This is a genomic window from Gluconobacter sp. P5E10 (assembly GCF_018812145.1).
Taxonomy (GTDB): Bacteria; Pseudomonadota; Alphaproteobacteria; order Acetobacterales; family Acetobacteraceae; genus Gluconobacter; species Gluconobacter cerinus.
This window is the reverse complement of sequence record NZ_JACRVZ010000004.1, coordinates 354,228-380,020: the sequence shown is the minus strand read 5'-3', so window position 1 is coordinate 380,020 and position 25,793 is coordinate 354,228. Positions and strand designations below refer to the sequence as shown.

Genomic DNA, 25,793 nt, shown 5'->3' with positions numbered 1-25,793 from the left:
CTGGCTGCCTCGTGGCGGCAGCCAGAATACTGTTTCAAGGCGTATCCGTGCCCTTGGAGCGCTGAAGCATCCCGAATAGATCGCGCGGATCATCAGGATCGGCCACCATATCGAGCTTTTCGTACAGACCGGTTGCTTCCAGCTTGTCGCGAACATAGCGCAGGGCGGAGAAGTCCTCGATTGCGAAACCTACGGAATCAAACAGCGTGATCTGGCTGTCACTGGCGCGGCCTTTGGCCTCACCGTTAATGACCTGCCACAGTTCCGTGACGGGATGGTCTTCCGGAAGCTGCTGGATTTCACCTTCAATGCGCGTCTGAGGCGGATATTCCGCAAAAATCGTGGAACGCAGCAGAATATCGCGCTGAAGTTCTGTCTTGCCCGGGCAGTCACCACCAACGGCGTTAATATGAATGCCAGCTCCGACCATATTGTCGGACAAAATTGTTGCGCATTGCTTGTCCGCTGTGACGGTCGTGATGATGTCGGCGCCTTCTACGGCCTCCTCACTCGTCTTGCAGATCGTAATGTCAAAGCCGTGTCCGCTCAGGTTGCGGGCACATTTTTCCGAAGCCGCCCGGTCCAGATCATACAGACGCAGCGCCTGAATGCCGACTATTTCGCGGAAGGCCATGGCCTGGAATTCAGACTGTGCGCCGTTTCCGATGATGGCCATTGTCTTGGCGTTGGCCGGAGCCAGATATTTTGCTGCCATGGCGGACGTTGCGGCCGTGCGAAGCGCGGTCAGCAGCGTCATTTCGGACAGGAGCACCGGGTAGCCAGATGCGACATCCGCCAGCATGCCAAAGGCCGTTACGGTCTGAAGACCTTCCTTCATGTTTTTCGGATGGCCGTTGACGTATTTGAAGCCGTACAGGCTGCTGTCGCTCGTGGGCATCAGTTCGATGACGCCTTCGGCGGAGTGAGCGGCTACACGTGGGGTTTTGTCGAATTCAGGCCAGCGCTTGAAGTCAGCCTCCAGATATTCTCCAAGTTCGCGCAGAAAGGTCTCAATCCCGATCGTATGGACGAGCGCCATCATGTTCTGGACCGACACGAACGGCACAAAGGCGAGATGTGAAGGGGCGGGAGCAGAAAAAGGCATCTCAATAGGTCCTTGTTTTACGTTCGAGAACACGGCGGCCGAAGAGGCTGGCGGCCAGATCGGTCATGAGCAGGGCAGTTTTTGCGCGGACATCAAGGAAGGGGTTGAGTTCCGCCAGGTCCAGCGACGTCACGAGGCCACTGTCATGAAGAATTTCCATGATGAGGTGCGCTTCGCGGAATGTTGCCCCGCCGCACACAGTTGTGCCGACGGCAGGAGCAATGTCCGGATCAAGGAAATCAACATCAAGGCTCACATGCAGGCGCCCGTTGGCAGCCCGTACGCGGTCCAGAAAGCTGTTAAGCGGAGCGACAATTCCTTGCTCGTCGATCGCGCGCATGTCGAAAACCGTAATCCCGATTTCCGCGACATGGCGTTTTTCAGCCTGATCGACCGAGCGGATGCCCATCATGCACATGTTGCGGGGATCAACGGGGGCGGCAGGAGGTGGGAACCCCTCGAAACCCGACTGACCTGTGAAGTAAGCGACAGGTGTGCCGTGCAGATTACCGCTGGTCGTCGTGTGGAGGGTGTGCAGATCTGTATGTGCGTCCAGCCACAGGACGAACTGAGGCTGATCCAGATCCTGTGAGTGACGGGCAACACCGGAGACTGTTCCGGCTGACATGGAGTGATCGCCACCCAGGAAGATAGGAAAGTCGCAGGCTTTGGCCATTTCATAGGCCCGCTCGCCCACACTTTTGGTCCAGGCGATGATCGCATCCAGATTTCGCACAGCGGGGTTGGAATGGCTTACGTCTGGCATTTCTGTAGGCACGGCATCTCCCACATCCGTCACCGTCCATCCAAGGTCCTGCAGGATCTCTGGAAGACCAGCTATGCGGAAGGCTGTCGGGCCCATGATGCATCCTCTTTCGGATGTTCCACTTTGTGTGGGAACACCCAGGATCTGACACGTCTTCATCTCAACTCCTTTCCGACACACGGTCTACTGACCGCATGATGTGCTGTATTCTGTTACAGGGCATCAGCCCGGCCGGGAAAAATGGCTGATAAATCTGTCAAAGCTCTCATCCATTCCGCCTTTGAACAAGTCTTGCGGGTTTCCCTGGGCTCGAACGGTGCCTTTTTCCAGGAAAACGATCCGGCTTGAAACATCCCGTGCAAAGGCCATTTCATGCGTCACAATGAGCATGGTTCGGCCCTCCGATGCCAGATCCCGCATGACTTTCAAGACTTCACCCACCAGTTCCGGGTCCAGTGCAGAGGTCGGTTCGTCGAACAGCAGGACACGCGGGCGCATGACAATGGCGCGCGCAATCGCTACACGCTGCTGCTGGCCGCCGGAAAGCTGGGACGGGTAATACTCTGCCCTGTTCAGCATCCCGACGCGGGCCAATGCCTTTTCGGCTTCATCACGGACTTCATGGCGGTTTCGCCCCTGAACGTGGATCGGGCCTTCCATAACATTCTGTAAAACCGTTCGGTGGCTCCACAGGCAAAAATTCTGGAAAACCATACCAACCTGCGATCGCAGGCGATTGATCTGCCGAGCGTCAGCAATGTGCTGCTCGCCTCTTTTGAGCCGAAAACGAATATCTTCACCCAAAATATTAAGAGCGCCGCTTGAGGGAACCTCCAGAAGGTTCAGACAACGAAGGAAAGTCGATTTCCCTGAACCAGACGCCCCCAGAATGGAAATGACCTCCCCTTCGTGGGCTTCCAGATCAATTCCTTGAAGGACGTCTAAAACGCCGTAGCGCTTCGTTAATCCGACGGCTTTGATAACGGTTGCGCCGGGCAGCGGGGCTGTTTCTTGCGGGAACGGTTCCATGAAAACTCCGGAAAAGACGGCTTGTCTGGGTCAGACCCGGCGACTGGGGTTAAGATGGCGTTCAAGCATATGGACGCAGGTGGCGATCACAAAGGTCATCGCAAGGTAGATCAGGCCCGCAACAGTGAAGATTTCTTCCGAACGGTAGGTCTTTGAAACCAGTCTGTAGGCGAGACCGGTGACGTCCATCAGCGTGATCACACTGGCCAGCGATGTAGCCTTGAGCAGCAGGATGGCTTCGTTCCCGTAATTGGCCAGTCCATATCGCAGAGCTTGCGGCCAGATAACTCTGCGGCGCAGAAGAAGCCCTGCCATCCCGATCGCACGTCCGGCTTCGATTTCACGTTCAGGAACGGCTGCAATAGCGCCACGGATAATTTCTGCCCCATAAGCTGATGTGTTTAGCGACAGGGCCAGAATGGCACACCAGTAAGCTTGCGCCAGAAGAGGCCATGCAAAGGAAGAGCGGAGAAAATTTATCTGTCCGAACCCGTAATAAATGACAAAGATCTGCACCAGCAGGGGCGTTCCTTGAAAGAGTATGACATAAAGGCGTGAAAACCAGCGCGCGGGAGCAAAGGCGCTTTCTCCTAATGTCGCTATGCAAGCGGCTAGGACAAATCCGGTACAGAGTGACGTTGCCGCCAGTTGCAACGTAAGCGGAACGCCCGTGAGAAGCGTTTTGAGTGTTTCGAAAAGGAAGGACCAATCCATTTTATCGGCCCCAGCAGCGGGAAAAGCGCTTTTCGACGGCCCTGATACCGAGAGCCGTCGTCTGCCCCATGATGAGATAGACGAGGGCCGCCACCCCATAAAACAATAAAGGCTGCCGCGTTGCGCCGGATGCAATCGTGGATTGTCGGAGAAGTTCTACAAGTCCGATGATGGACAGAAGAGCTGTTTCCTTCAAACCGGACTGCCAGATATTGCCAAGAGCCGGGAGCGCAAATCGGAGTGTCTGGGGAGCTATGATGCGCCACAGTAAGACAGTAGACGACATCCCACAGGCCTTGCCTGCTTCGATTTGCCCACGTTCCAGACGACAATATGCACTGCGAAAAGCTTCCGTCTGATAGGCGCCGGAAACCAGAGCGATGGCAACGACCCCGATGACGAACGACGGGAGCGAAAAGAAACCGGGGAAGCCTGCCAGATGCATTAGATGCGTCAGGGCAAGTGATCCCCCAAAATAGAAAAGGTAGACGACCAGAATTTCCGGAATGCCGCGGAACAGGGTTGTGTAGAATGTTCCTATCCAACGCAGAGCATGGTTTGGGGCAAGTTTCAGAGCTGCGCCGATAGTCCCGAGAAGACTGCCGAGTGCGAAGCTGCACACTGCTGCTGCCAGTGTCAGACCCGCAGCTAACAGCAGAAGTTTCCCCCAACCGTCTGGGCCAAACCCGACGAGAGCCAGACTTTGTGTGTTCATCCTGCCTCTCCCGTATTAAAGCGAGCACAGGAAAACGGCGTCAGAAGCGGATCAACCTTTCCGCTGACAAGCGACCGGCTCACGACATGGCCAACGGCTGGGGCAAGCTGGAAGCCATGACCGCAGAACCCGAAGACATTCCAGAAATCTGAAGTGTTTTCGCCTGGCCCTATGAAGGGAATTCCATCAGGTGTGGAGCCTTCGAGCCCGGTCCATGTGCGCAGGACTGGCACGTGCGCCAGCCCAGGAAAGGCTTCCAGAGTAGCCGCGGCACCCTGCGTCATCCGGTCCATCACGGTGAAGGAGGTATCATGGTCCGCGCAGGGCTTTCCAAGAATTCCTCCTCCGATCACCAGCGATCCGACGGCGCTCTGCTTGAACGATAGCGGACGGTCGATCCCGATCACAACAGGTTCCAGAAAGGGTTGCGTCCGCGCCGTAACCATCATGGAGGGGGCAACGACTTTCAGGGGAAGTGTCTGTCCAGCCATGGTTGCGATCTGTGCTCCCCAGGCTCCAGCGCAGTTAATGAGAACGCCAGTTTCATATGCACCTGATGACGTCTCAATAGCCCATCCGCCGCCAGGCACCCGATCTAGACCCAGAACACGGCAGTTCTCGACAATCTGTGCACCTGCGGCGATAGCTGCCTCTCTGAAGGCGCGGGTACTTGCCGCCGGATTTGCGTGTCCGTCGCCTCTCGATACGAGGCCCCCTAGGGCTTGGTCTGTAAGGCCGGGCAGCATTTGTCGGACGTCTTTTGCTGACAGGAGCTCTTCTGCGCCTAATCCACGCTCTTTCATGTCCTTAGCGCGGTTATACGTCCAGGAGAGCTCGGCCTCATCAAGTGCGACGGCAATTTGACCAACTCCAAGGCGGACTTCACAGGACGCTGCGGCGTCTTGTCCGACGAGCTGGTCAAGATGTTTCCAGTGATGCATGGCCAGTTCGGAAAGAGGGTATTCCCGCCAGTCGCGCATCAAAGTCCGCAAGCCCCCGGCATTGACGCTGGACGCATGGCGCCCTGCGACATTCTTATCGAGTAGCGTCACGTTCCAGCCCGCTCTTGCCAGGAACAGCGCAATCGAACAGCCCTGAAGTCCGGCGCCAATTATAAGTGCGGTTTCATTCTGCCGGAACATCAACCGTCTCCTCTACGCCATGTTCGGGCTTGTCTTCGAGTGTCAGGCGTATGGTGGCTCTGGGGTCAAGGCCAGACAGGTTCGCTATCGCACCTAGCGGTATGGGACGGATTGGGGGGCGTCCTCTGAACGTAGGCAAACAGGTGGTAGCGGGAGTGTGTTCCTGGAGCAGGCGGGCGGCTGTCACCATGCAACTGCGTCCCTGACATGGACCCATACCACAACGCGTTTCACCGCGTAGCGCATCCATGTTTCTGAAACCGGAGCGTATCTTCTCCCTGAGATTTCCGGCTGTCAGTTCCTCGCAACGGCAGACAATCGTGTCGTTCTCTGGAAGGGCACGAGACAGACCGGGTGGAAACGCAGCATCCAGAAATGGTCGTACTGAGAGGGACTTTCTGACGGAACGAACAGCCTTGCTGCATGGTCCTGTCCCCTGACCCAGATCAGCCAGGATAGATTGGGCTGCCAGTCTGCCGTGCGTCATTGCGGCATCTGCCCCTCCGATCCTTCGGGCATCCCCCGTGACGCGAATGACGCAACGTCCGGCATACAGTTCTGGTGGGAGAGCCGAAGCTGTCTGGCCGTCAAAGGTTGTATCCGGTCGCCAGCTTGCATTTGCATCGTCCCACTGAAGGCGAAGTCCCGCGCTGTTGGGGATATCGATGGATGGCACAATGCCGTCATGGACGATCAGCAGGTCGCAGGCTTGCGTTTGCTGTCTGCCGTTCACGGTAAAACTGATTGCTTCGACTTTCCGGTGTCCATGTGCGGCAAGGTCCTTCAGTCCTGTCACAGACTTCACACCCGCAGCTTTCAAACGCGCAATCCATCCGAGCCCCTTTATGAGGGGAAATAAGCCACCCGGACGCAGATCGCTCACGCCGGAAAGCGCATCAGCAAAGCGATCAGTACGGCCAATCAATGCTGGTTTGATGCCCAGTTGATGCAGCTGGTTTGCCAATAACAGCAACAAAGGGCCTGTGCCAGCAAGGACAATGTTGCCGGTAAGTTTGAGGTGTCCTGCCTTCAGAAGTGTCTGGACGGCCCCAGCTGTCATGACGCCGGGCAGCGTCCATCCCGGGAATGGGACGGGCCGCTCCATAGCGCCGTGAGCCAGAAGAACCTGACGTCCCCGCACATAGCCAGCATTCGTACCCTGTAACCAGCCGACGGTTCCATCAGGCCGCACTTCCCACACGGTTGTCTGGGGGCGATAGTCAATCCCACGGGATGTCCGGAAGCGCTGGATCAGCTCAGCGCCCGCTTTATAGGCTGGTCCGAGGGCGGCCAGTAGCGTTTGTCCTGATGGGCTGTTGTCGTGCAGATTAGCTTCAAGATTACGGAAAATCTGGCCGCCTGGGGTCGGCTGCATGTCCAGAACAATGACGGAGCAGCCAGCCTGAACGAGCTCAACAGCCGCCGTCATTCCGGCAGGGCCGCACCCAACGATGATCACGTCTGCGTCGTACGGAGGAATGTTGTCTTGTGTCATACTTCAGGGTGTTTCAAAGCCAGAGGCGCACCCAACTGACGGCGGATTTTCATGCCGTCACGTACGACCGTCAGGCACGCCTGTTGATTGGCAATGCCGTCAATCTCCACAAGACATTCGAAGCAGTGTCCGATCATGCAGTAGGGCAAACGCGGGGCACCGGAGACAGGGCTCAGACGGTTATACGGGATGCCTGCCCGGAGCATGCAGACGGCGACAGTATCACCTTGGCGAACAATGATCGGTTGGCCGTCCAGAAATAGAGTAATGGCGTCTGGGACCGGGCCGAGTGCGGCGAACAGCTTGAAACCTGTATCAGCAGAAAAGGATTGCTCAGCCGTATCCGGAGCAGATGTCTCGGGCGGCAAGACATGCGTTTTGATGTCATTCATGAATCGAAATATCCGTGCCGAACCATTTTTCAGAGAGCGCCTGATTGGTTCCATCGGTGTTGACGGATGTTAGAGCTGCGTTGAAGGCGCTGCGCAGGCTGTCATCATCTGGTCGGAATGCGATATTGGTCGTGTCTGATCCCAGTACGCCGCCGGAAAATGTAGGTCCGGTCAACACGAGTGCGCCCTTGGGAGCCCCTTCGATCATTGTCTTGAAGGTCGTGACGTTGGCGATGGCAATGTCAATACGGCCGGCCATTAACTCAAGCCCTAACTGGTCGACGGAAGAGTATTCCATGACTTTCAAACCCGGCAGATAAGCTTCGGCAAATCCTGCGGCGGTCGAGCCTGTTTGAACACCAAGTATTTTTCCTGCGAACGCAAGGTTCAGCTCTTCCAGTGCAGCCTTGGCATCTTGGGGGGAACGTGTCAGATCCACGGGAATGCCAGCTCTGGGCAGGTGGGTGAGAGCGCTCTTGCCAGAGGTAAGAAATCCATTCGGAGCATGGGTGTAGGGATGCGAAAATGAGACAATTTTACTGCGCTCATCTGTAATGCCCATGGAGGCAATAATCGCGTCGTATTGCCCAACGCGCAGCCCGGGAATAAGGCCGTTCCAATCCTGTGTAACGATTTTACAGGTTGCATTCATTCGCTGACAGAGAGCCTTCACGAGATCCATTTCATAACCAGCGTAAGAGCCATCCGGTTTTGCGAACGCCCATGGTGGATAGGTCCCCTCCGTAGCGATTGTGATGTGGCGAGGATAATCTTCTGCGACGACAGACGGCGGACATGCCAGAAGCAGGAACGGAATAAGGAGACATGTCGCACGAATTGGCATTCATGAAGTTTCCGCTAAACGCGTGTCAGGAAAGGCTCACTGGATCGATTTAGAATTTTAAATGCGATATCGGAATATATTTCTTCTTGGCAGAAAGCATAAGCTGAGCTTACGCTTTAGGGATGCAGTCGTACCGTATCCCTTCCTTGAACTGGCTTCGCGTTTTCGATGCCGCAGCGCGACATCAGAGTTTTGCCTCTGCAGGGCGTGAGCTGAACATGTCTGCTGCCGCTGTCAGCCAGCAGATCCTGGCGCTGGAAACCTATCTTAAGAAGCCGTTGTTTCTGAGAAGTGCCAACAAGGTTCGGCTTACGCTGGAAGGAAATGAGTTCCTACCGACCGTGCAGGTTTCTCTTAGGGCTATCGAGGCGAAATCTGCGTCTTTGTTTCCTCGGCGTGAGCTTGAGCGTGTTTCGCTTGTTGCAAGTCAGCTTATGGCTCTGAGCTGGTTACCGCGGCGCCTATGTGCCTTTGAGAAAAAGCATCCATCCGTGCGGGTGGATCTGATCATCGAAGATGCGCAGAGGCATCGAGAACCGGATCTCGTTATCCGTTTTGATTATGCCATGTCCACGCGTGAACATCCCGGCTGGTTAATGGGAATAAGCCACGTGGTGGTCGGCCGGCCGGAAGACGTAGATCGTATTACGACTGTAGACGCGGTGGCAGATTTCAAGCTGCTGGACGTTAGGTCACATGCGGTCGGGTGGAACACACTCTTGGCTCGTTATCCCGGTGTTTTTGAAGACACGTCTTTAACGATTGAATCTGTGGACACAACGCCTCTTGCTCTCATGATGGTCAAGGAGCGTTCTTCTCTGGCTCTTGTTCCCTGGCCGGCGTCTCAAAATCTGGTTGAGGCTCTCGGGTTGACTGTGTGCGGCGCTTTACCTGCGATCCCTGGGTTGGGAAATTATTATATCGAGCAGTTTTCTGGTCACGGCGTGCGACCTGTCATTCGCACGCTTTTTGAAGAGCTCCGAAAGTACAGCAATCCTACCTAACGGTGAGGGGCCGTCACACCAAGTTGACGGCGATTGTTTGCGAAGAAGGCAATTGAGGCATACTGTCAGGCTCTGAAAACAATGCCTTTATTTTTGGTGCTCGCGGGTATTCTAAATATTAGACGGCCGTTTATATCGAGATCTGTCCAAATACTGCTTCCAGTGTTGATAATAATCTGAATCTATTGTCATTTATAATGAATTTTTAAATGCCTCTATATTGAAATTTTTGGTTGGGTTGATCTCAAATTAAAATAGACATTACTCGTCCGGAATAATTATTGATTAGTATTGGGAAATTTAATTTAGAGCCAAAGATTCCATTTTCATTATTAATTGTCCAATTTCTTCATAGTATCACAAAAAAGATATTCACGGTCGATTGATGAGAAAAATGAAAATTTTCCCTTAAAGGAAATGATGTGAAATAAATACGGAGTCAATAATATATGATATGTATGTTTCATTAATGTATCTGAAAATACTAATTATTCATATTGAAGGAAAAATTACTGTTTCCTCATGCAGTGGGTAATTTTGTATTTTAATAATTAGGAAAATTATCTGCCTGATATTTATGAATAAGAAATAAATAAAGGAGAAAAAGTAACTGAAGAAAAAATCTAAAAACCAGAAGATGAAATTATCAGATTTAACGCATAGCGTTCACATTGGAGGTAAAATGTCGAGCGATGTTCAAGAAAAATCAAGACCATGGGTGATAAGTGGTCTGATTTTTATAGTGAGTTTAAACCTAGTTATCGGGGGAATAGAGCTTATTTTCTTGGGAGGAAGTCCGTACTATCTAGTTAGTGGTTTAGCATTGGCTGCGAGCGCAGTTCTGGCTTGGGCCAGGAATGGTCTCGCTTTATGGATTGTAGCGCTTACCATATTAGGCACCTTGATCTGGTCGATCGCGGAAGTTCACCTGTCTTTCTGGGAGCTTGAGCCACGGCTTGTTGCGTTCATTATCTTAGGCCTTTTGACGCTGCTCCCATGGTTTAGAGGTCGGCTTTCACCGATATCACGTGCCGCGACATATTCAGTCGGAGGGGTTACAGCCGCCGCATTTTTAACTCTTGTAATCGCTGCGCTTCAGCCCAACGGGATTTCTGGCAGTGCGCAGTTGGCGTCTAATGGAACAGAGGGTTCTGATAGTTCTGTTCCTGATCAGGACTGGCGATATTACGGTCGAACGCAAGGGCAGGACCGTTTTTCTCCTCTGAAACAGATTAATGCTAGCAATATCAAAGACCTAAAGCTGGCATGGAGTATGCACACCGGTGACACCATGCATGCTGGTGAAGATCAGGGCGGCACGGATGGTGGCCATGAATTCAATTTTGAGAATACGCCCATCAAGGTGGACGACACTCTCTACGTCTGCACCGGTCATAGCTGGGTTGAAGCGATTGATGCTGCGACGGGAAAGATTAAATGGAAATATGATCCCAAGGCCAACACCGGACCAGACGTATATCTCGCATGCCGCGGTGTCGCTTATTACAAGGCGCCTGAAGGGGCGAGTAGCGAATGCCCGGAACGGATCATCGCTCCGGTTCTTGATGCCCGGTTGATGGCTCTTAATGCCAAGACAGGTAAGCCTTGCGAAGACTTTGGTGATCACGGTTTCATTTCATTGACGCAGTACCTGGGGCACGTTCCTGACGGGTTTCATTTTGTGACGTCGCCCCCGATGATCATCAGTGATCGGGTCATTACGGGAGGATGGATTTTCGACAATCAGGCGACGTTTGAACCATCCGGTGCAGTTCGCGCGTTCGACCCAGTGACAGGTAAGATCGTATGGGCATGGGACGTGGGCCATAATCCGCAAACCTGGACTCCTGGGCCTAACGACGAGCTTACCCGTGATACGCCGAATGCGTGGGGCGTTTATACGGCGGACCCGAAACTTGGTCTTGTCTATCTGCCCACTGGCAACGCACCACCGGACTACTTTGGTGGTCACCGACGTCCATTCGATGACAAGTTTAGTAGTTCCATCATTGCGTTGGATGCAAAAACCGGTGAATTGCGCTGGCATTTCCAAACCGTTCATCATGACGTCTGGGACATGGATGTCCCGGTTGGTCCATCTTTGATTGATTTACCGGGTCCTGACGGATCAACGATCCCGGCGCTCGTACAAACTACCAAGCGTGGCGAGTTCTTCATGCTCAACCGCGAGACTGGAAAACCTGTGGCGGAAGTTCAGGAGAAAAAGACGCCACAAGGGGCTGTTCCGGGCGACTGGACAACACCTACGCAGCCATATTCGGTTGGGCTTCCCTCTGTTGCCCCCAAGGATCTGACAGAAAAGCATCTATGGGGCGCTACGCCGATTGATGAGATGCTATGCCGGATCGAATTCCGTAAGGCCGCGTATCAGGGCCAGTTTACGCCGCCACAGCTAAAGGAAACGATCGTTTATCCGGCGTTTGATGGTGTTGTGGACTGGAATGGCGCGTCGGTCGATCCGGTCAACAAACTTGTCATCTCCACAGCCAACTACATTCCATTCATGTTGCGTATGGCGCCGCGTGGACCGGTCGAAAAGGCGGGTTTTGTGCCGACATGGGACGGCAGCGGCAACGAACCTCATGTGAAGGGCGGAGTATATGGCCCGCAATATGGTACGCCCTATGTCGGGTACGTTCATCCATGGCTCAATCCGCTTATGGTTCCTTGTGACGCGCCACCTTGGGGTACGTTGACAGCAATCGATCTTGTCAGCCGGAAAATCGTCTGGCAGCACCCGATTGGTACGACCCGTGATACGGGGCCGTTTGGAACCCACACCAATCTTCCATTACCAACCGGTATGTTCAACATCGGCGGTACGATGGTGACGGGAGGCGGACTGGTCTTCCTCGGTGCGACGGCAGATGATTACCTGCGGGCTGTTGATGAAAGCACCGGCAAGGTTGTCTGGAAAGCACGTCTGCCAGCGGGTGGGCAGGCAAACCCGATGTCCTACATGATCAATGGCAAGCAATACATTGTTATTGCCGCTGGAGGCCACGCCGGCATGGGAACACGAACAGGCGATTATATTCTCGCCTACGCTCTTGATGATGGGCAGACGTCTCAGGCTCACTGATCTGTTTTTTAGGTCGGGTTTCTATTATGGAAACCCGACTATCATCATGAAGATTCGTTATTTTCGTAAAAACAGATCAAGTAATGCTCTATGGACGTATCAAGGGAGGTTCCCTAACGCGGCGCAGTCATTCAGTATTTTAGATAGAGTAGGGAGGCTGAATATCAGTCGTCCTTTTTCGTTTACAATCAGGATGCCCTTGATCCGGCAATAAGAATGTCGACGAGGCGTTTTGCACTTGTTTCCCACCCTGGGCCGGCTGAAAAGTTCGACACGCCAGCCAACGCTCTGAGCAGGTCGATCGGTTCGATCTCAGCGTTGAGATCTCCACTTGCAACAGCAGCTGCTACGAGTGTGTCAATCGCTCCTTGAAGCACAATCCCGGACTGAGCATAGAGCGCGCTTGTGCCGCCAACCAACCCGTTAAGTGCAGGTGCAATGACCTGCTTTGCGGCAATGTAATCCACGAACAGGCGCATCCATGCGCGAAGCGCTTCGACCGGTGGATGCTGTGCGGCTAGAACAGGTGCTGCGTCTGCGAGACGGTCGAGTTCAACACGGTAAACAGCCTCAATAAGAGCATCGCGGTTGGGAAAGTGCCGATAAAGCGTGCCGATCCCGACACCTGCACGTCGCGCAACTTCATCCAGGGGAATGTCGATTTCACCCGCCGTGAACGCGGTTTTCGCCACATTTAGCAAGTGCTCTCTGTTGCGCTGACCATCGCTGCGCGGTCTGCGTCGAAGTTTTTTGTCCTCAGCCATTGGCTCCCTCTTGTTAAACGGAGTATCCCTCCGCATATGTGAAACGGAGCAATGCTCCATATATCATCTCGCGTGTGGTTTCACCACGCCCAGGAGTTTCACGAATGACGAAGATTTTTGGCGCAAGATCAACAACCGATGATGTTCTCTCTGGTCTGTCTCTCAAGGGAAAACGCATTCTCGTAACAGGCGTTTCTGCGGGCCTGGGCATCGAAACTGCACGCGCTCTTGCCGCTCATGGTGCACATGTTGTGGGGGCAGCGCGCAATCTGGATAAAGCTGAAAATGCGACTACTCAGGTTCGTGCAGACGCCGAATCTGGGGGAGGACAGTTTGAGCTGATTGCGCTGGATCTTGCAGATCTTGGCAGTGTTCGGGCGTGTGCGGACCAGTTGAACAGTGTTGGTCTATCTTTTGATCTGGTCATTGCCAATGCTGGCGTCATGGCTACCCCGTTCGGGCATACGAAGAACGGGTTCGAGACACAGTTCGGAACCAATCATCTTGGTCACTTCGTGCTCATTAACCGGATAGCGGGGCTTATGAACAATGGCGCCCGACTGGTGAACCTGTCTTCGGCGGGCCATCGCTTTTCAGATGTCGATCTGGAAGATCCAAATTTTGACCACGCTTCCTATGAGCCATTTGTTGCTTACGGGCGCTCCAAGACCGCAAATATCCTCTTTGCTGTTGCGTTCGACGCGCGTCATCGTGCTCGTGGCGTGCGGGCTACAGCCGTTCATCCCGGCGGTATCTTGACTGAACTCCCTCGTCATATGCCTGCAGGAGCAATCGAGGCTATGGTCACAGGCATCAATGAACAGGCGGCCAAGGAGGGAAAGCCACCATTCCAGTTCAAGACCATCCCGCAAGGCGCCGCTACATCAGTTTGGGCAGGGATCGTGGCGGATGCAGATGCTATAGGTGGTCGCTACTGTGAAGACTGCCACGTGAGCCCAATCGTCTCTGATGATCAGCCGCTTGGTCTGGGGGATGAGGGCGTGCGGTCTTATGCGCTCGATCTGGCTCATGCCGAGGCTCTTTGGAAGAAGAGCGAAGAGATGGTTGGAGAGAGCTTTTCCTGAAATGTAAGCATGTCTCATGTTTTGAGATCATGCGTAGTTTTGACGCCCAGCACATGGACGCAGTGAATATTTCTAAGGCTAAGAGGCGATGGGCGTCTCTTGGTGCTTTCATGCAAGGAGGCTGATTGCCGTGCGTGTTGTTGTTTTCGGTTTGCCCCTCCTTGTCGTGATCCTGAACTGGCTCTGGCCGCTTCCGTTGCCTCTCGCTGCGAAAATGCTCGGAAGCGTTCTGGTGATCGTCGCAGCGCTTTATCATTACTGGTCTAGGCTCTCGTCGGGCTCCGTTTTCGCTCCGGAATTTCCTCGACCTTTCGTCGTCCTGTTCAACTGGGGTTTTGGGGCAATCCTGTTTCTCACGCTGTTCCAGATCGCGCTTGATGTTGGTGCACTGGTCTTCGCTCTCGCGGAATGGCAGCCAGTCCATATCTCCGCTAGTGCGCGAGAGGCTATTGGCGGGCTTGCGGGATTTTTGGCTGCTGTGAGTGTTGCGAATGCTTTGCGCGTACCGCCAGTCAAAGATGTGACGATCACCATCCGCGGTCTGCCCAGGGTGTTTGATGGATACAGGCTGCTCCAGTTGAGTGACATGCACATCAGTCGGCTGTTTCCGGCCACGTGGGCCGCAGCAATGGTCGAGTGTGCCAACTCGGCAGCAGCAGACATGATCGTTGTGACGGGAGATTTTATCGACGGATCTGTGGAGATGCGGCGTGCTGATGTCGCACCACTCGCCCGATTGCGGGCGCGTGATGGTGTACTGGCAATACCGGGAAATCATGAATATTTTTTCAATTATTCCGACTGGATGCAGCATCTGTCGGGATTAGGCTTCCATATGCTGTTGAATGACCATGCAGTGGTTACCAGAGGGGCAGATCAGTTGGTATTTGCCGGCGTAACAGACAGGTCAGCGCCTGGCCATGGGAAGCCTGGCCCAGATTTAGAGGAAGCCCTTAAGGGGAGCCCGGACGGAGCGCCGGTCATATTGCTCGATCATCAACCTGGGGATGCGCGTGTCTCAGCCGAATATGGCGTTGCCCTGCAGTTATCCGGTCACACGCACGGCGGAATGATTTTGGGGTTAGATCGTTTGGTGGCACGCGGTAATAACGGGTACGTCTCCGGGCGCTACAGCGTGGGTAATATGACGCTCTACGTCAGTAATGGGACCGGGTTGTGGCCAGGTTTTGCACTGCGGCTTGGCAGACCATCCGAGATCACGTGTTTTCATCTGCGGACTGAAGAAAATTGAAATCTGCGCCTCTCATGGAGGCGTTAGACGAGCGAACTTTAGAAAACGATACCCGTCCCTTGGCGGGTATTTGGGTGCCAAGGAAGAGGCTACGCCGAAAATAAAAAATCAACGCCTGAAAACCGGCGACATTTGAGAGTTAGTGGCTATAGGTTTTCTGAATGCTATTCGATCTTCCTGACCCAGATACTCTCTATGCCGCTCTGCTCGCCCGCGATGAATATTTCGACGGACAAGCATTCGTCTGCGTGTCGTCAACCGGGGTGTTTTGTCGCCTGACCTGTCCGGCCAGAAAACCGAAGCGCGAGCATTGTACGTTTTACCCGACTATTGGGGACTGTATTGAAGCGGGTTTTCGTCCATGCAAGCGTTGTCATCCTCTTCAGGCTGCTGCGCTTGCCGACCCCGCAATTTTGGCCTTTTTGCAGGCTTTGGATACACGTCCTGATGTGCGGTGGTCCGAAGACTGTATTATCAGATTGGGGTACGACCCTTCTACAATCCGCCGGAGCTTCAAGCGACAGTTTGGAATGACATTTCTGGAAATGGCGCGTCAGAGGCGTCTGAGAGAAGGGTTCGAAGCGTTAGCTGAGGGCGGCAAGGTCATTACGGCTCAGCATGAGGCCAGCTTTGAGTCAGCAAGTGCGTTTCGTGCGGCTTTTTCTCGTCTGCTGGGATGCGCACCGGGAGAATTGCGCCCCAATAAGCTTTTACAGGCGACATGGATACCCACACCTTTGGGCGATATGATGGCTGTCAGCAGTCGCAGTCATCTGCATCTTTTAGAGTTCGTAGATCGAAAAGCGCTGCCCGCAGAGCTCAAGAAACTTAACAAGGCCTCGCCGGAGGGAATTGGTATCGGCCGCATGCCGCCATCGGAGCAGGCTGAGGCCGAACTCGAAGCCTATTTTTCTGCGCGATCAGACAGTTTTCATACCCCTCTTGCTGTGAGCGGAAGCGCCTTTACACAAAAGGTGTGGGAGGCTTTGCGAACAATTCCTGCTGGTGAAACCAGAAGCTATTCTGACATTGCACGGCAAATCGGCCGTCCTTCCGCAGTGAGAGCTGTTGCGCGCGCCAATGGTGCCAACCAGATAGCGCTGATGATCCCATGCCACCGCGTTATTGGCGCGGACGGCTCCTTGACGGGATATGGTGGTGGACTTTGGCGGAAACACAGGCTTATTGAGATCGAACGCGAGCTTAAAAAATCGAAAATAGGATAACCGCTTTTCAGGTTTAATATTTTATAATGTCATAGGTGCGCGGAAAGTATTTTTAGTTAATTACTTCATATTAATTGTATTTCATTTATTAATTTTAAATATCTTGCGGCAATCTTTGAACGCGACTGCGGATTACCTGCTCCTCGTAGTCGAGTTCACGCTGAATGTCCCATTCCGTCTGATCATTGATGTCGCGTGCGTCCACCAGCGCATGAAGTGTTTGTCGCTGCAGCCTCAGGACAATCAGGCGTAATGCGAGTTCGATCCGTTCACGGCGCAGCGCTGTCGTCCGCGTCAACACTGGGGACTGGGTTGGGCCATCAATTTGGCTGAGGCGGTTTTCATAGGTCTGTAGCAGGCGTCCGAGAACCTCCAGCCTCATATCTTCGTTGCTATGATCACTGTCTGCCTGGTCAAGGGATTCACTTCGGTCTTTCTCTGTGCGGCTTTGTTCACGGTGCAGAAGCTGCAAAGTCGCTTGAAGCAGGCGCTGGCGGGCAAGACTTTCTTCCTGAGCATGCTTGTCTGCCATATCGCGTGGCAGATATCGGATACACAGCGGAATAGCGATCGCTGCCATAACGAGGGAAAGAACAATGACCCCAGTTGCGACAGTAATTACAAAGCTGCGTTCAGGAAATGCTTCCGGGTCAATCCCGATAGCTGGGAGCGAAAGCACTGCTGCCAGCGTAACAGCGCCACGGACGCCCGAGAAGGCGAGCAACACAACCTCGAGGATATGTGGGAACGCGAAGGTGCGATGTGACATTCGGGCAGTTGCCCATCTGCGAATGATGGAAACCCAAATTCCGCAAAAGCGAATAATGAACATAATGGCGTAAACACTCGCGACCAGTAGCGAGAGTTGCCAGAAATGCGCGCTGTGCTCGTGAGCCAACTCGACGCCAGCATCAAGTAGCCAGGGGAGTTGTAGCCCTAGAAGGAGGAAGATCAAGGCGTTAAAAACATAACTGACAGTGTCGAGAACCGTGCTTGCCTGCAGTCGGGTCGAGGTTGCAGCTTCGTCTGATACTCCTGTCAGTTTGATAACCATACATCCGGCGACAGCTGCCAGAATGCCTGAAGCATGTGCTGTCTCGGCTGCGAGATAGATACCGAATGGCAGAAGCACGATCATCAAAACCTGCATGAGAGGATCGTCAAATCCGCGGCGAAGCAGGATGCGCTCAGCGCGTACGGCAATCCACGCCAGTCCAGCTCCGATGGCTAATCCTCCGAAAGAGACCAGCAGGAACGAACTGAAAGCATGACGGTATGAAAATTCTCCCGTCATTGCGGCAATCATTGCAAAATGAAAGCATACAAGGCCCGACGCGTCATTGAACAGAGCTTCGCCGTTCAGGATATGGATCAGCCGCTCAGACACCCGGCGCCCTGCAATAAGGCTGGAGACTGCAACAGTATCTGTGGGAGAGAGGGCGGCCGCCAGTGTAAAGCATACCGCGAGACTAACGGCCGGGATCATCCAGTGAATTGCGTAGCCGCAAAGGACAGTCGAAATCACAACCAGGCCGAATGCCAGAAACAGAATTACGCTACGGAGTTCTGAAAACTCACGCAACGGCATACGAAAAGCGTCTGTGAAAAGGAGTGGGGGCAGGAAAACCAGCATGAACAGGCTTGGCTTCAGTCCAATATGCAATCCGAGAAGAGACGCAATAATACCGAGCAGGATCTGAACCAGAGGGGCAGGGACACGATTGGAAAGCGCCTTAACTGCCAGACTGCTTACAACGATCATGGCGAGGAGGACGAGAGTGGTTTCTGCTTCCGACATACATAGTCTTTCGGCCAATTTTTAGAAGCAGGCAAATGTTTCGTGATTTTTGAAATTTCTGAGGGTGTCGCATCATTATAATTATTGGCGCTCCAGGCATGTTGGGACCTTGTCGGCGCATCATATATTTTCTCATCCTAAGTAATAGATTTTGTTATAAAAACTCCTTTTCAAAGACGGGAAATTACATTGAATATGAATTTCCCGTCTTCTTTAAGCGCCTCGTAAAAGATCTCTGACAACTTTTAAAAAGCTGTTGAGACCGTGCCTGTAACTGTAAATCGGGGTTCCAGAATAAACTGTGCACCAGAACCCGGATTAGAGAGATTTCCGTTCATAAGGCGTACCTGGCTGGCATTTGTACCGACGCCAACCACCCCTGTGCGCAGGATTGCACCGGTAAGATTGGTAAAGTTCAGTCGGATAGTTGGTGACTTTGCATGCCAGAGGGGCTTGAAGTGATAACCGAGTGAAAGCGTATTTGTGAAATAACCCGGCATCCGCTGGTCCCCCGCAAGCGTTGTGGATTGCGGGCCAGTATAGTGAAGGGCACCGTTCGCAAATATACCTTTATAGGTGTACGTCAGGCCAAAGTTTGCCATGAAATGTGGAGCTAACGGGGCCTGCTTTCCTTTACTCGCAAAGGCCGTAAGACTTCCGTTAATATCTGAAGCAGCAATATTGGTATCAGTTGTGGCGTTGAGATATTCCATGGAAAAATAAGGGCTGAGCCCGTGAATGGGCTGTGTTGATACCATCAAGTCCACGCCGCGAGCGGTTTGATTTCCAGCATTTACGACGCCAGTCTGGTTATTCCCGACATAAGTAGAGAGGAGGCGGTTTGTTATATTGTAATTGAACAGATCAAGATCGACAATGAGGTATTTATCGTTATAACGATAGCCGAGCTCTTCTCTGATCGAATACTGATTTTTAGGCAATGTTCCATCGATATTCGTATTCGCTACCGCAGAGGAGGCGGGCTGTCTGAAGTCACCTTCTGCGTTCATGTAAAGTTGATGGTGCTCATTGAAGTGATAGCTGATTGACACATGCGGCAATGGGGCAGTCAGGTTCTGTCCAAGCTTTTGCTTGCTTGGATAAACGATATACCAAACATTCGACATGACATATTTGAAGCCAGCGTTAACCAAAAGGTGGTCGTGGAAGTATTTTGCGGTGTCCTGAAAAAATAATGAATGAATTTCAAAGCCTGCCGTGTTGCCTGGGTAAACGCGGCTGCCGTTTCGATAGATCTGATAAGTAGAATTATTGGGACTTGGGTTAGCGCCTTCGGCAGTTGTCACGCTGCTTGGAAAGTGCTGGGTGTAATCCTGATTTTGGTACCAGTAGCCAAGTTCAAAGTGATTATGCTTATCGATATCGTATCCAAGAATTGCTGTTAGGCCGACGCTGAATGCGCCATCCTGCAAGAAAAAGCTGGTTACGGGAGTTCCGGTGGCGACAGGTACTCCGGATTTATAGGTATTGCCGCTCGTTGCGCCTGAAAAAGCGCCCGCGCTTCCGCTCCAGCCGCGTCCCCAGTTGTAGTAGGGGCGGAGATCAAAATGCAGGTGTCGTGTGAGGACAACATGCATTGGCGCGGTCAGGAAAAGCTGCATCCAGTGGTTGATGTTGTTTTTCCAGTAATCGTTACCAACCGCATCGAATTCGGCCTTCCGACCGTAGCTATTTCCCGTCCGTTTGAAATCATAAAACTGATTGGCGGTGCCATATCTGTCGACAACGAAGTCTTCGAGGTTCCATCCCATGAATGCGCGGGCATATGAGCCATTGGCCCAGTCTTTTCGCACGCCGACATCCACGTGAATCTTCTCATTGCGTCCTCCACCAAACCATGAGCGTGCCTGGGTATGCGCGAATGAGACAAACCCTCTGCTTCCCGTGTTTCCAACGTCTCCTGATTCAAGGCGAATGAACTGGCGTGCCAGATTATTTGTGCCGTATGAAAAATCCATCGTTCCCCCAAATTTGTGTGAGGGATCATGAGTGGCCTGATTCAAAACGCCAGCGGCTGCTGATGTTACGGGAAGATCGATTGGAGACGAACCCGGCATCATGCTGACGCTGTCGACGTCTTCGGATTCAACGTTTTCTGCCATATACGCCGCGCTGGCTGCAGGGCCGCCATCAATCATGAGTGCCATATCAGCATCTGTCAGGCTTCGGCTTTGAATGCGCCCACCTTGCAAGCCAGACGTGTCGGTGACTGCAATGTTAACGCTTGGAAGATTTCGAACCAGTTCGAGCGCAGTACTTGTGGGGCTCCGCATATCAATAAACGATTTTGTAATGGTCTGTACTGCGTATGGGGCAGTTTCAACACGCATCATCCCGCCGCCTCGGCTTCGCTGTACGCTGGACACGTGAACAGTTTCATCTGCTGTGGAATTAATCTCCGTACGCGCATGTCGGGGTTTCGGATGTTCTGAGACACTGGGAATGTCGTGGCGACGTGAGCGGGCCTCCCGATGAGGAGTAGATTTTTCCGCCTCTTGCTCGGTCGCTGCGGCCTGTGCTTCCGAGAAGGATGTGGCGTCAATGATTCCGGCTGGTAGGCTGGTTCCCAGGCAAGTCATGACGAGGAGGCGCCGATTTAACGAGCGAATTTTCGGAGCACGAGAACGCATCACATGGCTTCCTTTCATGTGGAACCAAGTTGTTTTTGTTTCTTATCATTATGGATTTCGACCGAGCGATAATGCGGATTTAATCCATAACGGAAACGTAACCTAAATTTGTTTTTAAAATAAAACGGTATTTTTAAATTTGAAATTTCAAATTATGTTCTCGAATGTTGCAATTGGAAATAAAATAATAACAATTAGTAATTTATCTTATTGTGGAATTTTTATATTTAGTAATATTTACTTATATAGATGGATTTCGCCCCCTGTATCTGATGGAGCCACGCCGTACCAATGCGATCGGTGTTCTGATTTCCGTGGCGGGACGTGCTGGGTTACCCATGGTTGCCAGCAATTGGCGTACACCTTCGCGTCCCATGGTCTGTGCATTCTGTCGAATAGTCGTCAGGCGGGGTGTGACCATGTCAGCCGGAGCGATATCATCAAATCCAAGAATGGACAGATCGCCAGGCACGGTAAGGCCTAGGTCAAGAAATCCTTCGATCAGGCCAATCGCAATATAGTCACTGCCAGCGAAGACTGCATCAGGTCTGGGGTGCATGGCAGATAAAGCTATAGCCGCCTGACGACCATAATCACGGCTATAAAGGCCATTCAGTACAAGAGCGGGGTCAAATAGGAGGTTCGCTTCCTCCAGAGCCTGTCTGTAACCCGCAAGCCGTTCACCCGCGCTCATCAAAGCAGATGGGCCGCTCACGTGAGCAATACGTCGATGCCCTGTGCTGATAAGATGTCTGACGCCGTAGAGTGCGCCCTGCACGTTGTCACAGAAGACCTTGCTTGCATGGCTGCCGGGAATATCTTCATCCAGAATAACAATATTCCGATAGCGATTAAGGTGATCTCGGAGTTGTCCATCATCCGGTCGGTTTGAAACGAAGAGCAGACCATCAACCATGTGAGTGTCGAGCCATCGAAGAAAATCAATCTCCCGCGACACGTCATTGCGGCCAATTCCCAGAATGAGGCCATAGTTAGCTGATGCGGCTTCGAGTTCAGCACCTTCGGCAAGTTCTGCGAAAAACTGATCTGAAATTTCAGGCACAACTAGCCCGATCGTTTCGCTTTTCCCTTGGCTTAAGCGTTGCGCAAAGTGGTTTCTACGGAAGCCAAGGGTTTGAATGGCTGCCTCCAGTCGCGCTGCAGTTTCGGCAGGCAGCACGAGTTTGTTGTTCAGATAGCGAGAAACGGCGCCTTTCGAGAGGCCAGCTAAAGTGGCGACGTCACTGATCGTGGGGCCTTTACTCATCTGAAGCTCAACTTGTCAGGCATGGGGTTGGTACGATTTAGAGCTGCATCTCAGGGAATGAGGCCATGAAACTCCAAATCGGAATCGTTATGTTGATTATTGACAATGATATGGTCCGAAAGTTAGTCATTGTAAACCGGTTTACTGATCAAGTGAGGTCCCGTGTCATATATGGCTTTCACCGCTCACACCCTAGGCGTTCCAATCAACAGTAGCGCGGTTGTGGATGCCATTCGCTTGGTGGTGAAAGATTTTCATGACCGGGGTACCAATGTTGTATCGGGAAAGGGAGGAAAGACTTTTTCTTTTTTCCCAACCTCTGTAACGGATAATATTCCTCCGCTTTCGCCTGAGCTGGCGGATGCTATCTGTTTGCTTTCTCGCCTCCATATAGCGCACGCAGACGATGCGACGCTGGGTGTGGGGGAGGAAGATAGAGGCGCTATGATCACTGCGGATATTCTGCGGCAGTATCGTCTCCCTCGCACCCTTGCACGCTGGACGCCTTCAGGTGCTCCTGGGGAAGTTAAAGTCCCATTGAGTAACGAGTATCTCGCAGAAGGGTCCACGGATCTGTACCTGAACGGTGTCCGCCCCACGGACCGTATTATTCTGATCGACGACCTGATTAGTACTGGAGGAACACTGGTTTCGCTTATTCAGGCGATCACCACCGCCGGGGCCGAGGTCCTTGAAATTTTTACGATCGGCGAAAAGACTGAGAACAAAGGCCGGGATTTCATTGCGCAGCAGACGGGACTGCAGGTTAAAACGCTCTTGGCGACAGATCTGCATGATGATGGGCGGGGTGTTCGCTCGCGCGTCATGCACGTCAATCTTGGAATGCTCGATGAAGCCTGTTTTGCTCAGGTCTCTCAGCATTTTCCTCCGGGCTTCTGTCGCATTGGAAGTGGTGCCCAAAGCCATGCAGGGGAACACTCATGACGCAGGTCAAGCCCTATCACGCTCGCTGGTTCCCCAGGTCATCTTTAGAGGAAGCGACGATATATTCCGAGAGTTACTCTGTTCCGCTAAGGGACGGTTCGGTGCTTCAGCTGCCCCTGCGAGCGCTTCCAGGTGGAGAAATGGCAATTGCGCTCCTTATGTCTAATCAGACAAGCTTTGCTGTCGAGCATGAGATCATTCGCCTGCTGACTGATCTGGTTCATGATCTTGCCCCTGAAGTCATCGTAGGGGTGCCGACGATGGGACTGGCTTATGCGCGTCCTGTAGCTCAGAATATTGGCTTGGACGATTATGTGGCACTCGGGCATTCGTGCAAGTTCTGGTACGATGAAGAACTTTCTGAGCCACTGGTTTCTTCAACCAGCCCACTTCACAACAAGCGGCTTTATCTTGACCCCGCGCTTGTAGAACGCGTGCAAGGGCGGCGTGTTGTTATTGTGGATGACGTCATTAACACGGGTCAGACCGCAGGGGCGGCCATCAGGCTTCTACGCAAGGCGGGAGCAGATATAGTTGGCGTTGTGGCGCCTCTGACCGAAGGATGGGCCTGGTACAGGGCTTTGAGCGAAATCGGGCCGGATCTTCCCGCGCTGGTTCAGGCGATAGGGCATATCCCCATGTTTCGTCTGGCGGGGCACGGTTGGACCCCTATCGAAGGGACGTGTACAAATGACCGTCCTTCTTCCCTGAACGGATGACACAGAATAAGGCAAGTTCTGTGAACGGGCGGCTCTGGCGCAAGTGGGCTGCTGCTGGTGTCTCAGCATGTTTCTTGCTGGCGTGCTTGCCCCACAAAGCGCGTGCTTCAGATAGTCTGCATCATGTCCGCCTGGTTTATTTTTGGCCGGTACAGGGCTTTCTTCTAATTCCTATCGTCGTTGCTCAGGAGCAGGGCATTTATCGACGATATGGACTGGATGTATCCATTGTTTTGCCTCCAGATGCTCAGACTACGGCGCGTATGCTCGCAACAGAGCAGGCCGAAATCGGCATGGAAGCGCGGACGGATGTGGTTTTTGCGGCAGAGGTTTCACTGCCGCTGGTCTCCATTGCCAATTACGATCAGCATAATAGCTGGTGCGTTGTCGGCAGACCGGGCGAGCCCATAGATCTCCGCACCCTTGAAGGTAAGAAAATAGGAATTTTTACCGACTCATGGACGGCGGTGATGATGCATCTGCTGTTTGAGAAAAGTGGTGTGAAAAATGCGGAGAATGTCCAGCAGATCATTACACAGTTTGAGGATTTGCCATTACTGCTCTCCGGCCGTCTGGATCTTGCCACCAATGCGGCGTCCTTTGCGATCGCGGCGTCCATAGCTCAAGACGGACAAATGCCTAGTCTTGCATGTCCGAATGTCACCGGGGTGCCAGACATTCCCATCTGGTCCTTCACGGCAACGCCTCAGTGGCTGAGATTGCATGGTGCGGATGCCAAGGCCTGGCTAGCTGCGACGCGTGAAGGTCTTCTCTGGGCGATGGCTCACCCGACCGAGGCGGCAGCCCTCTTCAGCAAAATTTATCCGGAAGTGGATAGTCCGCTCTACGATAAAGCTGGCTGGGCGGCGGCTGTCCCTTATTTTGGAAATAGTGACACCGCTTTGAGCCAGACATCACAGTCCTGGTCAGGGCTTGCGAGTGAAATGCATCGCATTGGTCTGATTTCAAAAGTTCGTCCGCTGGCCACTTATTACACCAACGATTTTCTGCCGAGGTAGATCATGACTGCATCACTTCCCTCAGATCTGAGTCACTACACCGCTGCACAGGACATTGCTCGTGCAGTGTTGACCGATATTACAGCCCACATCGTGCCCGGTGCATCTGAGGCGAGTGTGCACAAGGCATGCCATGACCTCATGCTTGCGCATGGAGCAACCGATTTTTGGGGCAATACGCCCGCTTTTGTATTGGCGGGAGAGCGGCTTCGACTATCTGTTTTTGATAGCAGTTATGTTCCGTCTCCGAAGCTGTTTGGCGAAAACGAAACCATTACGATTGATGTGGGCCCTCGCATTGATGATTACTTCGGAGATAGCGCGCGGACCTATTTCCTGCGTAACGGGATTATCGTGTCCGCCGCTGACGCCGGTGAGGAAGAGGCGCAGGCCATGGATTTTGAAGCCTATCTTCATGGCGTCTTCATAAAGACTATTCAGCCAGACATGACATTCGGGGATGTACATCAGAAGATGTCTGCACTGGTCTCTGAAAATGGCTATGAAAACCTCGATTTGCTCGATGCGTATGGTCACAGCATCGCTGCTTCTACCGATGATTTCATTATTATGGAGAAAGGAAATGAACACCTTCTCGGGAGTGTGAATTATTTCACATTCGAGCCTCATATCGCGAAGGTTGGTAGCTCTCTGGCCGTAAAATATGAGGAAATTTATTACTTCGATCATGGCTTAGTTAAAATGGTCTGACGGTCATACACGATCACCGTGCCGGGCTTGGCTGAGGCACGCCTTGG

Annotated in this window: 22 protein-coding genes; 9 read left to right on the top strand and 13 right to left on the bottom strand. The window is 52.8% G+C overall.

Annotation, left to right across the window (positions count from 1 at the left end):
* Positions 1-34: 34 nt before the first annotated feature.
* The 9 genes from KP707_RS10405 to KP707_RS10365 form a co-directional block, all read right to left on the bottom strand.
* Positions 35-1,105, bottom strand: coding sequence for an ornithine cyclodeaminase (locus KP707_RS10405; RefSeq protein WP_211500930.1), 1,071 nt, complete (start codon positions 1,103-1,105; stop codon positions 35-37).
* Position 1,106: 1 nt separating this feature from the next.
* Positions 1,107-2,030 (bottom strand): arginase, encoded by a 924-nt coding sequence (gene rocF / locus KP707_RS10400; RefSeq protein ID WP_211502936.1) that lies wholly within the window; start codon positions 2,028-2,030, stop codon positions 1,107-1,109.
* A gap of 63 nt (positions 2,031-2,093) precedes the next feature.
* Complete coding sequence (locus KP707_RS10395) at positions 2,094-2,900, bottom strand: ATP-binding cassette domain-containing protein (RefSeq protein ID WP_211500929.1); 807 nt, start codon at positions 2,898-2,900, stop codon at positions 2,094-2,096.
* Positions 2,901-2,930: 30 nt separating this feature from the next.
* Positions 2,931-3,614 carry an ABC transporter permease gene (locus KP707_RS10390; RefSeq protein WP_211502937.1) on the bottom strand — a complete coding sequence of 228 codons (684 nt, stop codon included), beginning with the start codon at positions 3,612-3,614 and terminating at the stop codon, positions 2,931-2,933.
* A gap of 1 nt (position 3,615) precedes the next feature.
* Positions 3,616-4,329: an ABC transporter permease gene (locus KP707_RS10385; RefSeq protein ID WP_211502938.1), complete on the bottom strand. Its 714-nt coding sequence runs from the start codon at positions 4,327-4,329 to the stop codon at positions 3,616-3,618.
* Positions 4,326-5,471: an FAD-binding oxidoreductase gene (locus KP707_RS10380; protein ID WP_211502939.1), complete on the bottom strand. Its 1,146-nt coding sequence runs from the start codon at positions 5,469-5,471 to the stop codon at positions 4,326-4,328. The genes KP707_RS10385 and KP707_RS10380 overlap by 4 nt, the downstream gene beginning before the upstream one ends.
* Entirely contained in the window at positions 5,455-6,966 is a 1,512-nt protein-coding gene (locus KP707_RS10375; RefSeq protein ID WP_211502940.1) for an NAD(P)/FAD-dependent oxidoreductase, read from the bottom strand. Before KP707_RS10375 ends, KP707_RS10380 begins: the two co-directional genes overlap by 17 nt.
* The gene (locus KP707_RS10370; RefSeq protein ID WP_306792308.1) at positions 6,963-7,358 is read right to left on the bottom strand and encodes a (2Fe-2S)-binding protein; all 396 of its coding nucleotides are present in this window, start codon (positions 7,356-7,358) and stop codon (positions 6,963-6,965) included. The genes KP707_RS10375 and KP707_RS10370 overlap by 4 nt, the downstream gene beginning before the upstream one ends.
* A complete protein-coding gene (locus KP707_RS10365) occupies positions 7,351-8,202 on the bottom strand; it encodes a transporter substrate-binding domain-containing protein (protein WP_211502941.1) in 852 nt (283 codons plus the stop codon). Before KP707_RS10365 ends, KP707_RS10370 begins: the two co-directional genes overlap by 8 nt.
* Positions 8,203-8,324: 122 nt before the next feature.
* On the opposite strand from KP707_RS10365, the gene KP707_RS10360 reads away from it, so the two are divergent.
* Both KP707_RS10360 and KP707_RS10355 read left to right on the top strand, forming a co-directional pair.
* Entirely contained in the window at positions 8,325-9,206 is an 882-nt protein-coding gene (locus KP707_RS10360) for a LysR family transcriptional regulator (RefSeq protein ID WP_211502942.1), read from the top strand.
* Between the two features lie 682 nt (positions 9,207-9,888).
* A complete protein-coding gene (locus tag KP707_RS10355) occupies positions 9,889-12,309 on the top strand; it encodes a membrane-bound PQQ-dependent dehydrogenase, glucose/quinate/shikimate family (protein ID WP_215751601.1) in 2,421 nt (806 codons plus the stop codon).
* Between the two features lie 188 nt (positions 12,310-12,497).
* Here the strand turns inward: KP707_RS10355 and KP707_RS10350 are convergent, their stop codons facing one another.
* Entirely contained in the window at positions 12,498-13,073 is a 576-nt protein-coding gene (locus KP707_RS10350) for a TetR/AcrR family transcriptional regulator (protein WP_211502944.1), read from the bottom strand.
* A gap of 104 nt (positions 13,074-13,177) precedes the next feature.
* Here KP707_RS10350 and KP707_RS10345 point away from each other — a divergent pair, with 104 nt between their 5' ends.
* The 3 genes from KP707_RS10345 to KP707_RS10335 all read left to right on the top strand — a co-directional run bounded on the left by KP707_RS10345 (position 13,178) and on the right by KP707_RS10335 (position 16,636).
* Positions 13,178-14,158, top strand: a complete 981-nt coding sequence (locus KP707_RS10345) for an SDR family NAD(P)-dependent oxidoreductase (protein ID WP_211502945.1) — start codon at positions 13,178-13,180, stop codon at positions 14,156-14,158.
* A gap of 130 nt (positions 14,159-14,288) precedes the next feature.
* Entirely contained in the window at positions 14,289-15,410 is a 1,122-nt protein-coding gene (locus KP707_RS10340; RefSeq protein WP_211502946.1) for a metallophosphoesterase, read from the top strand.
* Between the two features lie 161 nt (positions 15,411-15,571).
* Positions 15,572-16,636 (top strand): bifunctional transcriptional activator/DNA repair enzyme AdaA, encoded by a 1,065-nt coding sequence (locus tag KP707_RS10335; protein WP_211502947.1) that lies wholly within the window; start codon positions 15,572-15,574, stop codon positions 16,634-16,636.
* A gap of 94 nt (positions 16,637-16,730) precedes the next feature.
* Here KP707_RS10335 and KP707_RS10330 read toward each other — a convergent pair whose 3' ends face one another.
* The 3 genes from KP707_RS10330 to KP707_RS10320 form a co-directional block, all read right to left on the bottom strand.
* Positions 16,731-18,434: a Na+/H+ antiporter gene (locus KP707_RS10330; protein ID WP_099212798.1), complete on the bottom strand. Its 1,704-nt coding sequence runs from the start codon at positions 18,432-18,434 to the stop codon at positions 16,731-16,733.
* Positions 18,435-18,679: 245 nt separating this feature from the next.
* A complete protein-coding gene (locus KP707_RS10325; protein WP_211506740.1) occupies positions 18,680-20,788 on the bottom strand; it encodes a TonB-dependent receptor in 2,109 nt (702 codons plus the stop codon).
* Positions 20,789-21,326: 538 nt separating this feature from the next.
* Positions 21,327-22,352, bottom strand: a complete 1,026-nt coding sequence (locus tag KP707_RS10320; protein ID WP_211502949.1) for a LacI family DNA-binding transcriptional regulator — start codon at positions 22,350-22,352, stop codon at positions 21,327-21,329.
* A 171-nt stretch (positions 22,353-22,523) separates the two neighbouring features.
* Between KP707_RS10320 and KP707_RS10315 the strand changes: the two genes are divergently transcribed.
* Genes KP707_RS10315 through KP707_RS10300 form a run of 4 tightly spaced genes read left to right on the top strand, consistent with a single transcriptional unit; the run spans position 22,524 to position 25,746 of the window.
* Entirely contained in the window at positions 22,524-23,297 is a 774-nt protein-coding gene (locus KP707_RS10315) for a hypothetical protein (RefSeq protein WP_211502950.1), read from the top strand.
* Entirely contained in the window at positions 23,294-24,016 is a 723-nt protein-coding gene (locus KP707_RS10310; RefSeq protein ID WP_211502951.1) for a phosphoribosyltransferase, read from the top strand. Before KP707_RS10315 ends, KP707_RS10310 begins: the two co-directional genes overlap by 4 nt.
* Positions 24,013-25,035, top strand: a complete 1,023-nt coding sequence (locus KP707_RS10305; protein WP_211502952.1) for an ABC transporter substrate-binding protein — start codon at positions 24,013-24,015, stop codon at positions 25,033-25,035. Before KP707_RS10310 ends, KP707_RS10305 begins: the two co-directional genes overlap by 4 nt.
* Positions 25,036-25,038: 3 nt before the next feature.
* Complete coding sequence (locus KP707_RS10300; RefSeq protein WP_211499194.1) at positions 25,039-25,746, top strand: M24 family metallopeptidase; 708 nt, start codon at positions 25,039-25,041, stop codon at positions 25,744-25,746.
* Positions 25,747-25,793: the final 47 nt, after the last annotated feature.

Excerpts from the sequence above, each read along its gene's own strand:
- KP707_RS10390 (WP_211502937.1), bottom strand. The coding sequence starts at position 3,614 with ATGGATTGGTCCTTCCTTTTCGAAACACTCAAAACGCTTCTCACGGGC.
- rocF (WP_211502936.1), bottom strand. The coding sequence starts at position 2,030 with ATGAAGACGTGTCAGATCCTGGGTGTTCCCACACAAAGTGGAACATCC.
- KP707_RS10325 (WP_211506740.1), bottom strand. The coding sequence starts at position 20,788 with ATGATGCGTGTTGAAACTGCCCCATACGCAGTACAGACCATTACAAAA.
- KP707_RS10360 (WP_211502942.1), top strand. The coding sequence starts at position 8,325 with ATGCAGTCGTACCGTATCCCTTCCTTGAACTGGCTTCGCGTTTTCGAT.
- KP707_RS10345 (WP_211502945.1), top strand. The coding sequence starts at position 13,178 with ATGACGAAGATTTTTGGCGCAAGATCAACAACCGATGATGTTCTCTCT.
- KP707_RS10335 (WP_211502947.1), top strand. The coding sequence starts at position 15,572 with ATGCTATTCGATCTTCCTGACCCAGATACTCTCTATGCCGCTCTGCTC.
- KP707_RS10365 (WP_211502941.1), bottom strand. The coding sequence starts at position 8,202 with ATGCCAATTCGTGCGACATGTCTCCTTATTCCGTTCCTGCTTCTGGCA.
- KP707_RS10305 (WP_211502952.1), top strand. The coding sequence starts at position 24,013 with ATGACACAGAATAAGGCAAGTTCTGTGAACGGGCGGCTCTGGCGCAAG.
- KP707_RS10320 (WP_211502949.1), bottom strand. The coding sequence starts at position 22,352 with ATGAGTAAAGGCCCCACGATCAGTGACGTCGCCACTTTAGCTGGCCTC.
- KP707_RS10355 (WP_215751601.1), top strand. The coding sequence starts at position 9,889 with ATGTCGAGCGATGTTCAAGAAAAATCAAGACCATGGGTGATAAGTGGT.
- KP707_RS10380 (WP_211502939.1), bottom strand. The coding sequence starts at position 5,471 with ATGTTCCGGCAGAATGAAACCGCACTTATAATTGGCGCCGGACTTCAG.
- KP707_RS10385 (WP_211502938.1), bottom strand. The coding sequence starts at position 4,329 with ATGAACACACAAAGTCTGGCTCTCGTCGGGTTTGGCCCAGACGGTTGG.
- KP707_RS10310 (WP_211502951.1), top strand. The coding sequence starts at position 23,294 with ATGACGCAGGTCAAGCCCTATCACGCTCGCTGGTTCCCCAGGTCATCT.
- KP707_RS10315 (WP_211502950.1), top strand. The coding sequence starts at position 22,524 with ATGGCTTTCACCGCTCACACCCTAGGCGTTCCAATCAACAGTAGCGCG.
- KP707_RS10330 (WP_099212798.1), bottom strand. The coding sequence starts at position 18,434 with ATGTCGGAAGCAGAAACCACTCTCGTCCTCCTCGCCATGATCGTTGTA.
- KP707_RS10405 (WP_211500930.1), bottom strand. The coding sequence starts at position 1,105 with ATGCCTTTTTCTGCTCCCGCCCCTTCACATCTCGCCTTTGTGCCGTTC.
- KP707_RS10370 (WP_306792308.1), bottom strand. The coding sequence starts at position 7,358 with ATGAATGACATCAAAACGCATGTCTTGCCGCCCGAGACATCTGCTCCG.
- KP707_RS10395 (WP_211500929.1), bottom strand. The coding sequence starts at position 2,900 with ATGGAACCGTTCCCGCAAGAAACAGCCCCGCTGCCCGGCGCAACCGTT.
- KP707_RS10375 (WP_211502940.1), bottom strand. The coding sequence starts at position 6,966 with ATGACACAAGACAACATTCCTCCGTACGACGCAGACGTGATCATCGTT.
- KP707_RS10300 (WP_211499194.1), top strand. The coding sequence starts at position 25,039 with ATGACTGCATCACTTCCCTCAGATCTGAGTCACTACACCGCTGCACAG.
- KP707_RS10350 (WP_211502944.1), bottom strand. The coding sequence starts at position 13,073 with ATGGCTGAGGACAAAAAACTTCGACGCAGACCGCGCAGCGATGGTCAG.